Origin of the sequence: Rhodopila sp. (assembly GCF_965277825.1) — a bacterium.
In the GTDB taxonomy this organism is placed as follows: domain Bacteria; phylum Pseudomonadota; class Alphaproteobacteria; order Acetobacterales; family Acetobacteraceae; genus Rhodopila.
Genome location: NZ_OZ255846.1, coordinates 2,843,070 through 2,855,543, shown reverse-complemented (window position 1 = coordinate 2,855,543; position 12,474 = coordinate 2,843,070). Strand labels below are relative to the sequence as shown.

General features: G+C 64.6%; 11 protein-coding genes. 5 read left to right on the top strand and 6 right to left on the bottom strand.

Annotated elements, in window-relative coordinates; translation table 11 throughout:
• Positions 1-31: 31 nt before the first annotated feature.
• Together ACQY4T_RS14090 and ACQY4T_RS14085 are read right to left on the bottom strand one after the other, a co-directional pair.
• Positions 32-238, bottom strand: a complete 207-nt coding sequence (locus tag ACQY4T_RS14090; protein WP_428531412.1) for a hypothetical protein — start codon at positions 236-238, stop codon at positions 32-34.
• Positions 239-241: 3 nt separating this feature from the next.
• A complete protein-coding gene (locus ACQY4T_RS14085; RefSeq protein ID WP_428531409.1) occupies positions 242-1,000 on the bottom strand; it encodes a hypothetical protein in 759 nt (252 codons plus the stop codon).
• Positions 1,001-1,195: 195 nt separating this feature from the next.
• Between ACQY4T_RS14085 and ACQY4T_RS14080 the strand changes: the two genes are divergently transcribed.
• From ACQY4T_RS14080 to pyk, 3 genes are all read left to right on the top strand, one after another.
• Positions 1,196-1,837, top strand: a complete 642-nt coding sequence (locus tag ACQY4T_RS14080) for a helix-turn-helix domain-containing protein (RefSeq protein ID WP_428531406.1) — start codon at positions 1,196-1,198, stop codon at positions 1,835-1,837.
• A complete protein-coding gene (locus tag ACQY4T_RS14075) occupies positions 1,819-2,331 on the top strand; it encodes a hypothetical protein (protein WP_428531403.1) in 513 nt (170 codons plus the stop codon). The genes ACQY4T_RS14080 and ACQY4T_RS14075 overlap by 19 nt, the downstream gene beginning before the upstream one ends.
• Positions 2,332-2,650: 319 nt before the next feature.
• The gene (gene pyk, locus ACQY4T_RS14070; RefSeq protein ID WP_428531400.1) at positions 2,651-4,084 is read left to right on the top strand and encodes a pyruvate kinase; all 1,434 of its coding nucleotides are present in this window, start codon (positions 2,651-2,653) and stop codon (positions 4,082-4,084) included.
• A gap of 51 nt (positions 4,085-4,135) precedes the next feature.
• On the opposite strand, the gene ACQY4T_RS14065 is transcribed toward pyk, so the two are convergent.
• The gene (locus ACQY4T_RS14065) at positions 4,136-5,722 is read right to left on the bottom strand and encodes an ABC transporter substrate-binding protein (RefSeq protein WP_428531397.1); all 1,587 of its coding nucleotides are present in this window, start codon (positions 5,720-5,722) and stop codon (positions 4,136-4,138) included.
• A 157-nt stretch (positions 5,723-5,879) separates the two neighbouring features.
• On the opposite strand from ACQY4T_RS14065, the gene ACQY4T_RS14060 reads away from it, so the two are divergent.
• Both ACQY4T_RS14060 and ACQY4T_RS14055 read left to right on the top strand, forming a co-directional pair.
• Positions 5,880-6,949 (top strand): IS630 family transposase gene (locus ACQY4T_RS14060; RefSeq protein WP_428531394.1). Its coding sequence is split into 2 segments (ribosomal slippage): positions 5,880-6,369 and positions 6,369-6,949, totalling 1,071 coding nucleotides; the frame shifts between segments, so codons are not numbered across the junction.
• A 720-nt stretch (positions 6,950-7,669) separates the two neighbouring features.
• Positions 7,670-8,626 carry a hypothetical protein gene (locus ACQY4T_RS14055; RefSeq protein WP_428531391.1) on the top strand — a complete coding sequence of 319 codons (957 nt, stop codon included), beginning with the start codon at positions 7,670-7,672 and terminating at the stop codon, positions 8,624-8,626.
• Between the two features lie 67 nt (positions 8,627-8,693).
• On the opposite strand, the gene ACQY4T_RS14050 is transcribed toward ACQY4T_RS14055, so the two are convergent.
• The 3 genes from ACQY4T_RS14050 to ACQY4T_RS14040 form a co-directional block, all read right to left on the bottom strand.
• On the bottom strand, positions 8,694-9,515 hold the full coding sequence (locus ACQY4T_RS14050) for an isocitrate lyase/PEP mutase family protein (protein WP_428531388.1): 822 nt from the start codon (positions 9,513-9,515) through the stop codon (positions 8,694-8,696).
• On the bottom strand, positions 9,515-10,660 hold the full coding sequence (locus ACQY4T_RS14045; RefSeq protein ID WP_428531385.1) for a CaiB/BaiF CoA transferase family protein: 1,146 nt from the start codon (positions 10,658-10,660) through the stop codon (positions 9,515-9,517). Before ACQY4T_RS14045 ends, ACQY4T_RS14050 begins: the two co-directional genes overlap by 1 nt.
• Positions 10,661-11,048: 388 nt before the next feature.
• Complete coding sequence (locus ACQY4T_RS14040) at positions 11,049-12,461, bottom strand: MFS transporter (RefSeq protein ID WP_428531382.1); 1,413 nt, start codon at positions 12,459-12,461, stop codon at positions 11,049-11,051.
• Positions 12,462-12,474: the final 13 nt, after the last annotated feature.

Here is a 12,474-nt window from a genome sequence, read left to right as displayed (position 1 = left end):
ACACGAGATGCCGGCCGCGGTTGGCTCGACGCTACAGGTCGGCCAGGCGGATCCAGACTCCGATTGCCACCGCCACGACAAGACCGGCGGCGATCAGCGTCGGGCTGGGTGGCCATTGCGTCAACTGGCCGGCGCACAGGATCCACAGCACGAAGCAGCCGACGGCGATGACATAGCCGCCGACCAGCGAGGCGACGTTGCGCTTGCGCGGCGAGGTGTCCCGAACGGTGACGGCCACGCTCTATTCCCCCGCCATCACCGGCGTGGGCCGGTCGCCGGAGCGTGGTTTCGGCATGTCGCCGCGGATGAAGCGCGTGCCGTAGCCGTTGAACAAATGCCCGAGCAGGCCGCGGTTCAAGTCGCTGGTGCCGAACAGCCAGTCGGCGAACGGGTAGGTCAGGTTCATGTTGCGATGCATCATGATTGCCGTATTGTGGTGGGCGATATGATGCCGCCGGATGGTGTTGACGAACGGCACACGGCGCAGGATGCGGTCGTCCTGAACGTGGCAGCACCAGTGGAAGAACTCGTAGTTCATGTACATGCAGGCGGCGGCGCAGACCACGAACCAGCCGGCGTTGGCCGACCACAGCGTTGCCAGGATGGAGCCCAAGATCGCCGCCATCACCAGGAAGGCGATCAGCGCATACGGTGGAAAGAATACGATGCGATAGTCGCGCGTGGTGTCGTGATAGGGCGCGTCCTGGGTGAAGAACTGGTGATGCGCCAAGGTGTGCCGGTTGTAGATGCCCATCAGGCCGCGACGCGGGCGGTGCATGACCTGGGCGTGCAAAAGCCACTCGAACAGGTTGGCCAGGACCACCACGGCGGGGACGACCAGCCATTGCGCCAAAGTAGCGTCGTGGATTTGGCACGCCGCATACCAAAGCGCGGCCCCCCCGATCAGGTAGATCAGCGCCACGTGGATCAGGCCATGATAGGCGGGGGCGATCTGAGCGCGGTAGACGGCTCGAAATTGCGCCTGACGAGGGGACATCATGAGGCGTCTCTCCGGATCTTTGGCGAAGGCTAACATATTAGCGCCATATTTCAATCCGGGCAGCCGCGCCTGTGGCTAGCTAGTGAATTGTCCGGGTTTGGTAGCTCGTGAAGTGTCTGGTCATCTGGATCTCCTGGGTCGGGGGTATGCAGATGGATCGGGCACGCATTCACGAGGGCATACGTCGGATGCGTTTTGCAGATCTATTTAGGCCGCTCCGAGCGGTCGGAGCTGAGCCAGATGGAAGCGGCTGAGTTGCTTGGGATCAGCGAGCGGACCTTCCGCCGTTGGCGCGATCGGCATCAGGAGTTTGGCGTGTCGGGTCTGGACGACCGGCGTCTGGCGCCGTCGCTGCGTCGCGCGCCGGCGGCGGAGATCGAGCGGATGCTGGGCCTGTATCGGGATCTCTACCGCGGCTTCACGGTGCAGCACTTCCACGAGCAGTTGCGCAAGCGGCACAAGTATGTGCTGGGCTACACGGTGACCAAGCTGCATCTGCAGCGCGCAGGCTTGGTGGTTCAGGCCAAGACGCGCTCGGCGCACCGCAAGAAGCGGCCGCGCCGGCCGATGGTGGGCATGATGCTGCATCAAGACGCCTCGACGCATGCCTGGCTGCCTGGCGAGGCGCGCGCCTACGACCTGGTGGTGACGATGGAGGATGCCACCAGCGCGCTCTACTCGGCCTTCCTGGTTGACCAGGAAGGCACCGCGTCCAGCTTGCAAGGTCTGCGCGAGGTGGTGGCGTCGCACAGCTTGTTCTGCTCGCTCTACACCGACCGCGGCAGCCACTACTTTGTCACCCCGAAGCGGGTGGCAAAGTGTCGAAGACGGCGCTGACCCAGGTGGGGCGCGCCTTGAGCCAGCTCGGCGTTGAGCATATCGCGGCCTACTCGCCGCAAGCGCGTGGGCGATCGGAGCGGGTGTTCCATACCCTGCAGGACCGTCTTCCGAAGGAGTTCAAACTGGCCGGGATCACCACCGTCGAGGCGGCCAACGTTTGGCTCCGCGAGACCTTCATTGGCGAGCACAACAAGCGATTTGCGATCGAAGCGGAGCAACCGGGATCGGCCTTCGTGGCCGATACGATCGGGGCCTGGCGGGAGATCCTGTGTATCCAGGAGGACCGCACGGTAGGCCATGACAACACCATCAAGTGGGGTGGGCTGAGCTTGCAACTGCCAGCCAGCCGTTTGCGGCCGCACTTCGTTAAGACGACGGTGCGGGTGCATGCCTATCCGGATGGTCGATTGGCGGTGCTGTGGGGGCCGCATCGGCTGGCCGACTACGACGCAAACGGCAGCCTGACCGAGCCGCTGAAGGTTGCCGCATGACACGCTTCCATGGCGGCGGTTCTGATCCGGGGCATGCCCCGGATCAGAACAAGAACGAAGCGGACAGATCATGAGCTACGAAAACCGGACAGGTTTACGAGCTGGCGACATCCGGGCAGCCGCGCCGGGAGCGATAGCTAGCCCGATGATCTCTGTCTCACTCTCCGTTTTATCGCGCTATTCACGCAACCGGCACGTTCCGCTCATCGCCATGATGCTCTAGCCATGATCGCCGACACGCTGATCTCGCCCGGCGGAACGTTCATGGCGTGAGACCCGCGCGACAAACAAAAAGCTTGAGCAACACGAAGGAATTTCCATGGCTGTTCGCCCGAAGATGCGCCGCCGCCGCCGCACCAAGATCATCGCCACGCTCGGCCCGTCCAGTTCCTCGCCGGAGGTGATGACCCGGCTGTTCCAGGCCGGTGCCGACGTGTTCCGGCTGAATTTCTCGCATGGCAGCCACGAGGATCACGCCGCGCGCTTCGCCATGATCCGCGAGCTTGAGGCGCGCTTCGACCGCCCGATCGGAATCCTGGCCGATGTGCAGGGGCCGAAGCTGCGGGTCGGACGGTTCGGCGGCGGACGGGTCCATCTGCAGACCGGCCAGCGGTTCCGGCTCGATCTGAACGCGACGCCGGGCGACTCCCAGCGCGTCAACCTGCCGCATCCCGAGATCATCGAGGCGGCCTCGATCGGGTCTTCGCTGCTGTTAGACGACGGCAAGTTGCGGCTTCGCGTGGTGCATAAGCGCGGCGAAGCGCTGGAGACCGAGTGCGTCGTCGGCGGCCCGCTATCGGACCGCAAGGGCGTCAATGTGCCGGACGTGGTGCTGCCGATCCCGGCGCTGACCGCGAAGGACCGCGAGGACCTGGAATTCGCCGTCTCGCACGGCGCCAACTATATCGGCCTGTCGTTCGTGCAGCGGCCCGAGGACGTGGTCGAGGCGAAGCGGCTGATCGACGGGCGCGCCTGGGTGATGGTGAAGCTGGAAAAGCCGCAGGCGCTGGACAACCTGCCGGCGATCCTGGCGCTGACCGACGCGGTGATGGTGGCGCGCGGCGATCTGGGCGTCGAACTGCCACCCGAGGAAGTGCCGCTGGCGCAAAAGCGTATCGTCCGGCTGTCGCGCGCGCTGGGCAAGCCGGTGGTGGTGGCGACGCAGATGCTGGAGAGCATGATCAGCGCCCCTGCCCCAACCCGCGCCGAAGCATCCGACGTCGCCACGGCGGTGTTCGACGGCGCCGACGCGGTGATGCTGTCGGGCGAGACCGCGGCCGGCCAGTACCCCTATGAGGCGGTCAATATGATGGACCGCATCGTCGACAGGGTGGAGCAGGATGCCGGCTGGCGCGCCGGGATGGACGCGTCGCGGGTGTTGCCCGAAAAGAACGCGGCGGATGCCATTGCCGCGGCCGCCGCTCAGGTCGGACGCACCATCGGGGCGAGCGCGATCGTGGCGTTCACCGCGCTCGGCAGCACCGCGCTGCGGGTGGCGCGTGAACGCCCGGAAGCGCCGGTGATCGGGCTGACACCGAACCAGAACACCGCGCGGCTGATGGCGCTGGTATGGGGCGTGCACGCGGCGATCACGCCCGACGTGCATTCGATGACCGAGGCGGTCGCCCGGGCGGGACGGGTGGCGCTGTCGGAAGGGTTCGCCGCGCACGGCGATGAAATCGTGGTCACCGCCGGTGTGCCGTTCGGTCATTCCGGGACCACCAACGCGCTGCGGGTCGCCACGGTTAAGTAACGGTAGGTTGGTTTTCTTCGTTGATCAGCTTTCGGCTAGTCAATCCGCCGATCAACTGCGGCGCACGTTCCAGAAGATCGCAAAGCCATCCATCATGTCGTTGATATCCTTGCGGAAAGCGGTCGGCTGATAGGCGAAGCCCAGCGGAAAGTATGGGACGGAGTTGAATGCTTCGGTTTGGATGTCGGCGCCGATCTTTTTCTGCGCCGCCAGATCGGACGCCTCAAACCAGGCGTTGCGCAGATCTTCCATCTTCGGGTTGGTCGGCCAACCGAACCATGCGCTTTTGCCGTTGCCGCACAACGGCAGGTCGCCAGCCGAATTCGACAAATCCAGTCCGGCAAACCCGGTGATGAACATGTTCCAGCCGCCATCGGCGGGCGCCTTGCGCAGCGACCGGCGTTGCACGACCGATCCCCAGTCGGTCGCCTGATACTCCAGATCGAGGCCGGCGCGCTTCAGCACGTCGTTGGCGACCTCATCGAGCGCGTTCAAGGTGGCCTGGTCGGTGGATGCCATGAAAACGATTTTCTCGCCCTTGTAGCCCGCGGCGTTCAGCGCCGCCTTGACCTTCGCGTAGTCTGGTGGCCCGGACGGCAGTGCTGAGATACTGGCGTCGCTGGCTAGCGGCGTACCAGGTGGGAAATAGCCACACGGAACCTTCCACAGCGCCTTGTCGGTTCCCATCATCGCCGTCATGAACTCGGACTGGTGGATCGCGCCCAGCAAGGCCCGCCGGACAGCAGGATTGTCGAACGGCGGATACAAGAAGTTCGGCCGCATCACCATGCACTCCCCGGTTGGATCCTTGATCGCGACGTTCACATCACCGCCTTTGGGAAACATCGGCAGTAGATCGCTGGTCGGGTCCTCCCACCAGTCGACCTCACCCGATTGCAATGCATTCGCCTTGGTGGCCGGGTCGGGTATCACATGCCATTCAACGCGGTCGAAATGAACCAGCTTGGGTCCCGCGGTCCAGTCCGGTTTGCCAGTTGGGCAAGGCTTGTATTGCTCGAACCGCTGATAAGACACGAACGAGCCCGGAACACGTTCCTTGGCAATGAACCGGAATGGTCCGCTGCCGACCACCTCGGAGATCTGCTGAAACGGATCGGTCTTCGCCACACGCTCCGGCATCATCGCGCACATGTTCGAATAGGAATGCCCCAGTGCCTCAGGCAACAGCGCGAAGGGCCGTTTCAGTTTGAACACGATCGTCTTGTCATCCGGCGCCGTGAGTGCATCCGTCCGCGCCATCAGCGCCTGGCCAAATGCGTCCCGCACCGCCCATCGCTGGATGCTCGCCACACAGTCCCGCGCCAGCACTTTTTCCCCCGTGTGGAACAGTAATCCGTCGCGCAAGGTCAGCGTCCAGGACTTGCCGTCATCGGCGACGACATGACCCGCCACCATCTGCGGTGTGGCCTTGAACGCGTTCGCCGGCCCGGTCTGGCCATACAGCGTGTCCCAGACCATGAACCCATGGTTGCGGGTCACGTAGGCCGTGGTCCAGATCGGATCGAGCACCGCCAAGTCCGATTGTGGCACGAACTTCAAAGTCCGCTCCGCGGCTCGGCTGACCGCCGGTACGGCGAGTTGCGCGGCGGCCGCCGCCATGAATGTCCGTCGCCGCATGCTTGCTTCCCTTACTTTGTTCCACAGGCTTTTATTATATTATACCAGCCGCCACTGAAGACGACTCTCGCTCGATTCCTCGGCCCCCCGATTCTCAAGACCGCGAAAGTACGATTCGCTCTCGCTGCAGCATCGATTCGCTGCATTGGAGGACGCGATGAGCGCAGCGATCAAAATTACTCGCATCGACCACGCGCCGGCGGAACTGCGTGCCCTGGCGGCGAAGAGCGACGACGCCGGCCAGGCCCGGCGGCTGTTGGCAATCGCGATGATCCACGACGGGGTCTCGCGGCTTGATGCCGCGCGCCAGGCGGGCATGGACCGTCAGACCCTGCGCGACTGGGTGCATCGTTATAACCATGCCGGCCTTGACGGCCTGGTGTCGCGCAAGCCACCGGGGGCGCGCGCCAAACTGAGCGAGGCGCAGATGGCGGAACTGCGCGAGCTGGTGATCGCCGGGCCTGATCCGAACATCCATAAGGTCATCCGCTGGCGCTGTGTCGATCTGCGCGCCGAGGTGACAAGGCGGTTCTCGGTCACCGTACCCGAACGCACGATCGGCAAGTGGCTGCACAAACTGAAGCTCACCCAGCTGCAGCCGCGGCCGTATCATCCCAGGAAGGATGCGGCGGCGCAGGAGGCTTTTAAAAAAACTTCGGTGCCAGCCTGAAGCAAGCCCTGAACGGCTGCACCGCGGCCACGCCGGTGGAGATCTGGTTCCAGGATGAGGCCAGGGTCGGGCAGAAAGGCTCGCTCAGTTATGTCTGGGCGCCGGTCGGTTCGCGTCCGCCGATGCTGCGCGACAACCGCCACGACACCGCCTACATCTTTGGCGCGATCTGCCCGGCACGCGGGGTCGGCGCGGCGATCATCGCGCCAGCCGCCAACATGGAATGCATGAACCTGCACCTCGCCGAGATCAGCACGCAGGTCGCGCCCGGCTCGATCGCGGCGATTATCTGTGACGGCGCCGGGTGGCATCAGCGCGGCGGCGACATCAAGCTGCCCGACAACATCGTGCTGTTGCCGCTGCCGCCCTACGCCCCGGAACTCAACCCGATGGAGAATGTCTGGGATTACCTTCGCGCCAACAAACTCTCCGCCTGCGTCTGGGACAGCTACGACGAGATTCTCGAGGCTTGCGCAGAGGCCTGGAACTGGCTGGTCGATGATCCAGATCGAATCCGATCCATTGGCACCAGGGAGTGGGCAACAGTCAATGTCTAGGGCGGCTGGTATTAGACGCCAGCCGATCAGTTCAGGCCATGCGGAATCGGGGGTTCCCGTGGCTACAAGTATTAATATTTTTGTCATTAAGAACGTCTGTCGGTCTGCGGGAGCAAATCCTGCGACTCTTGGCTGCTATCCTCGCTGACGCCAGCCTCGCTGGCGCCGATGAGGGCTGGAATGCCGGCGCCGAAAAACGGCATCGACCGGGCCGCTTCCACCGCGGCGAATACGCTCGGCCGCCTGCGTCGATTCCAACAGCACGCGCGCCGGATCGCCGGTCGCATCCTCGATCGAGCCCCGACCCGCCCACGCTCATCGGCGAGCCGGACGGCGGTCGCGGTGGCCCGCGGCGTGTCGCCAAAACCCTGTTCCAGATCAGCCGAAACCGGCAGATCCGTCGCGTTCGCTTGCGGGAGTGCATCCAAGCATCATGCAACCGAATAACCGAAGCGGCGTTGTTGGGCCGATCGTACCTGGTATCCGGCAACCCGATCAGCAAAATCGTAGACGCCTCTGCCAGGTTTTTGCGGCATGAAACCCGCATCGAGCGACACGGCAAAAACCCTGGAGATCACCCTTTACATCAAACCGGCTCTAACGATCAGACCAAGCGGACGCCGCCACGCGAACCGCAATACCGCAGGCGAAAATCGAAGATCAAAAAAATTCAACCGTCCGGGGCGCGGTCGTGCCCCGGACCCGCTTCAGGAGGAAGCTTTGTCCACTAGCACCTATAGTCCCCAGATGCCTCGATCCACCGCGACCGACGTGGCGGCGGCTACCGCCTTCAGCGACGGGTCCCACCTGCACCGGCGGATTTCCTGGGGCGCCATCTTCGGCGGCGTGATAATCGTCGTCGCCATCCAACTGCTGCTCAGTCTGCTGGGCGCCGGCATCGGGCTCGGAACGGTCAATGCGAATGCCGCCAGCACACAAGCCGCCGGAAGCCTTGGGATGGGGGCTGGAATCTGGTGGGTGGTCAGCAGCTGCATTGCTCTGTTTGCCGGCGGCTACGTTGCGGCCTGGCTGGCCGGGATCGAAATTCGTTTTGATGGCATTCTGCATGGCCTGGTGACCTGGGGTATCGCGACGTTGCTGACTTTCTGGCTGCTGACGTCGGCGATCGGCGGCATCATCGGCGGCGGATTTTCGGCATTGAGCACTCTCGCCGGCGCCGCTGGAAGCGGCATCAGCGACGCCGCCAAGCCGGCCGCTCAGGCGACCGGGATTTCGCCCGACATGGTCAAGCAGCAGGCTCAGTCGTATCTGCAGCCGGCCAATCCCGACCCGGCTACTATGTCGCCGCAGGATGCCCAGAAGGAGGTTGCGTCGAACCTCGCCACCTATGCCAAGGGCGGCAGCGATGCCCCCGCCGCCAAGGAGAAAGTGGTCGCCATCATGGCTGCGCAGTTGAAGATCAGCCACGACGACGCGGCCAAGCAGTTCGACGCCAATCAGGCCAAGCTGAAACAGGTCCGCGACCAGGCGATCCAAAGCGCCAAAACCGCCGCCGATGACAGCGCAGCCGCGGTTTCCACCGCGTCGTTCGCGGGGCTTGTAGTATTGCTGCTCGGCCTGATCGCCGCGGCGATCGGCGGGTCGCTTGCCGTCCAGCGGCGGACGATGGTAACGCCGCACACTGACGGGCGGGTCTCCACGTCCACCCGAGCCTGACCGAAACCGCGCCTTATCCGGAGGCCGCCCGAACGCCCAAGAACCGGGGTTTGGGCGGCGACCGGAGCTATTCATCCATGAAGGCGTTGAAGGCCGGAGTTGGCAATGTCCTGTCGAGGTAGCCGAACGTGCCGCTTTCACGGACCTCCTTCGCCGCTTCGAAGAGGCCCGTCATCGCGGCGCGATACAACGACGTCGCCAAACTGATGCGCTTGACGCCTGCTGCCGATAGCGCCGCCACGGCGAAGGACTTGCCGGTGATTCCAGCCATGAAATTCACCGGACGCGACAAGGCGGCGCACACCGCGCGCACCGCATCCAGGTCCGGCAGGCCCGGCGCCATCAGGACGTCGGCGCCGGCCGCCTGGAAGGACCGCAGGCGCCGGATCGTGTCATCCAGGTCGGGATTGCCGCGCAGATAGTTTTCAGCCCGTGCGGTCAAGGTAAACGGAAACGACATCGACCGGGCCGCTTCCACGGCGGCGACGATACGATCAGCCGCGTGCGCCGGTTCGAACAGCGGTTGCGCCGGATCGCCGGTCGCATCCTCGATCGACGCCCCAACCAGACCGATTTCGGCGGCGAGCCGGATGGCCTCGGCGGCTGCCTCCGGCGTATCGCCGAACCCGTTCTCGAGATCAGCCGAAACCGGCAGATCCGTCGCCTCCACGATCGCCTTGCAATGCGCCAACGCCTCGGTCCGGGACACCGTGCCGTCGCGCCGACCCAGCACACCGGCGCATGCACCGCTGGAGGTGGCAAGCGCCTTGAAACCCAGAGCGGTGAGCATGCGGGCCGAACCGGCGTCCCAGGCGTTGGCAATGACGAAGCTGTCGGCGGCCTGGTGCAGGGTGCGGAACCGGTGGGCTTTGTCGGCTTGGTCGGACATCATTCGGCGGCCTTGGGTTGGTTCAGGATCTCGTCGGTGTGCTCGCCAAGGCGAGGGGCGGCGCGGCGGACCGACCCGGGCGTGGCGGACAGTTTGACCGTCACGCCCATGGTGCGAAACGGCCCGGTGACAGGATGATGGGTCTCGACCACCATGTCGCGAGCCAATATTTGCGGATCGGTGTAGACCTCATCGTAATGCAGCACCGGGCCGGCCGGGATGCCCAGGCGCTCCAGCGCCGCCAGCCAGTGCGCCGATGGCTGCGCACGCAGCCGGTCGGCCAGCAGCGTCACCAGCGCGTCGTTGTGGGTGACCCGTTCGGCGTTGCTGGCGAAGCGTGGGTCGGCGACCAGTTCCGGCGCACCGACAAGCTCGCAGAACTGGATGAAGAATTTCTGTTGCGAGGCACCGACGGTGATGTAGCCGTCCGCGGTCTGGAAGCATTGGTACGGCGAACTGCCGCGATGCGCCTGGCCGATCCGTTCCGGCCGTGTCCCGGTGGCGAAGTAATGCGCGGATTCATAGACCGCGAGCGACGTCGCGGCCTCCAGCAGGGAGGTCTCGGCGTGCTGGCCCTCGCCGGTGCGGTGCCGAACCTCGACCGCGGCCAGCACGCCGAACGCCAGGAACATGCCGGCGGTGACGTCGGAGATGGCGATCGGCAGCCGATGCGGCGGCCCCTCGGCGGGACCATTGGTGCTCATCAGTCCCGACATCGCCTGGGTGATCAGGTCGAAGCCGCCGCGGCTGCTGTATGGGCCGGTCTGGCCGAACCCCGAGATCGACGCCAGGATCAATCGCGGGTTGCGCCGATGCAGCACCGACCAGCCAAAGCCGAGCCGATCGAGCACGCCGGGGCGGTAGTTCTCCACCAGTATGTCGGCCCGATCGATCAGCTTCAGCAGCGCGTCCTTGTCGGTGGGCAGTTTCAGGTCGAGCACGACCGAGCGTTTGTTACGGTTCCACGTCATGAACGGCGCGCTTTCACCGTTGACGAACGGCGGCATGCCACGCGCGGAATCGCCTTTTGGCGGTTCGATCTTGATAACCTCGGCGCCGTGGTCCGCCAGCAGCATTGCGCAGTATGGTCCGGACAAGTGGCTTGTCAGGTCCAGAACAAGAAGGTGATCGAGCGCACCCGCCATGATGTTTGCTCCATGTTGCGGCGATCGTGATGACAGGTTGCCGCCTGGGCTGTCTGCCGGTCTTCAGCATCGCCAGGATCAGATGCGACAACGAGCGCGACGCCACCTTAGCCATTGAACAGGTGCTACGATGTTCGGTTGTCCGCGGGCTCATGGCAAGCGGGTCCACGAGGCTGTGGCCGAGTTCCGCTGCGGAGACGCTGAACGACCGCTGCCGCCGCTCTACTGAGAACCAGGGGATCGTGGTCAGACGATACTGGCCGATCGCCAATAAGTATTGCGGCAATCCACAGAGCCAAAGATTGCGAGAAGGCAGCGTGCTTACGACAACAGATATTTGTCGGTCACCCACCAGGATAGGGACGACCGTCAGATCAAGTTCATACTTTTACATCGGGAGGAGTCTGGGATTGACCGCACGCTCCGCACCCATGCGCCAGGCGCTCAGGCACGCCAGCAGCGCCAGCGGCAGCGCGGCCAGGAAGACCCAAACTCCGGCTGTTCGCGCCGCCTGGCAGGAGAACCCATTGGCAAACCCGGCAAGATTGGCGACCGCCGCGGCCATGGCGGAACCGGCCGCCGCGCCGGTCAGCCGCACCGTCGCGATGCCGGCGCCGCCGATGGCTCGTTCCTCGTCGGTGAGGGCGCCCAAGATGGCCTGGGAGATGAATGCGTAGGACAGGCCGAACCCTGCACCAACCGAGCCGGTGGCAATCACCACCCAGACGAGATGGCCGTCATCGAATACCAATGCACACGCCAGCAATCCGACAAAGATGACTGCAGCGCCGAGACGGATGAGCCGGTTCGGCCAGTTCCCGCTCAGCCCCGCCACTGGAAGAGCCAGGGCGGTCCAGAACAGGGCTTCGGCACCAACCACGTAACCCGCGGCCAGTGCCGAGAGACCTCGTAACGTCTGCAGCACAGCCGGTCCATACACGGTCAGTCCCATCGTTGCGACGTAGAACAGGAAGAGCGTCGCATAACCGGCGCCATGGACGGTGCGGGGATCGCCCGAGCCGAGCGGGAACAGGCGCACGGCGGCGCGCGCGTCCAGCTTCAGCGCGAGCACGAAGGCGCCGATGCCCAACGCGATCAGCGCGGCCGCGCCGAGAAAATTGTCGGCCAAATCCCCGAAGGCTATCAGGACGATGCCGATGCCGATGACGCCAAGTGCGCGCCAGGCCACGGCTTGGGACGCGGTAGTTGTCTCGGCTGGCAGGATAGCCCTTGCAACCGCTGCGACGATCGCACTTTGCGCGGCGAACAGCCAGAAGACGGCTCGCCAGGAGCCGGCGTCGGCGAACAGGCCGCCCAGCATGGGGCCGATCAGGACGGCGACGCCCCAAACCGAGCTGATGGCGCTGTAGACGCGCGGCAGCAGGCGGTTGGCGAATAGCAGTCCGATGGCAACGGAGGCGAGGCCGGCGAGCCACCCTCCACCAAAACCTTGCAGGATGCGTCCCGCGAGAAATGTGAAGATCTCAGGAGCTGCGGCGCTCAATGCGCATCCACCGGTGTACAGCAGGGCGGCGGCGATGGTGGCCGAGCGCAGACCAAGCCGCACAGCAAGCACCCCGGAACTAGCGGCTGCCAGCACCGAACCCATCAGATAGCCCGCTGTGGCCCAGCCGAAGTAGGCGTAGCCTGCCAAAGAGCGTCCGACGCTGGGCATGATGGTGGCGGTGATCAGGCTGTCGGCGGCGTTCAGCCAGACGGCGAGGCAAATCAGGATAAAGCGCGGAAGACGCCCCTGCCCCAGTACGTCGGCCCAGCTTCCGCTGACTGGCGCTGGACTCATTTGACAACCTCCC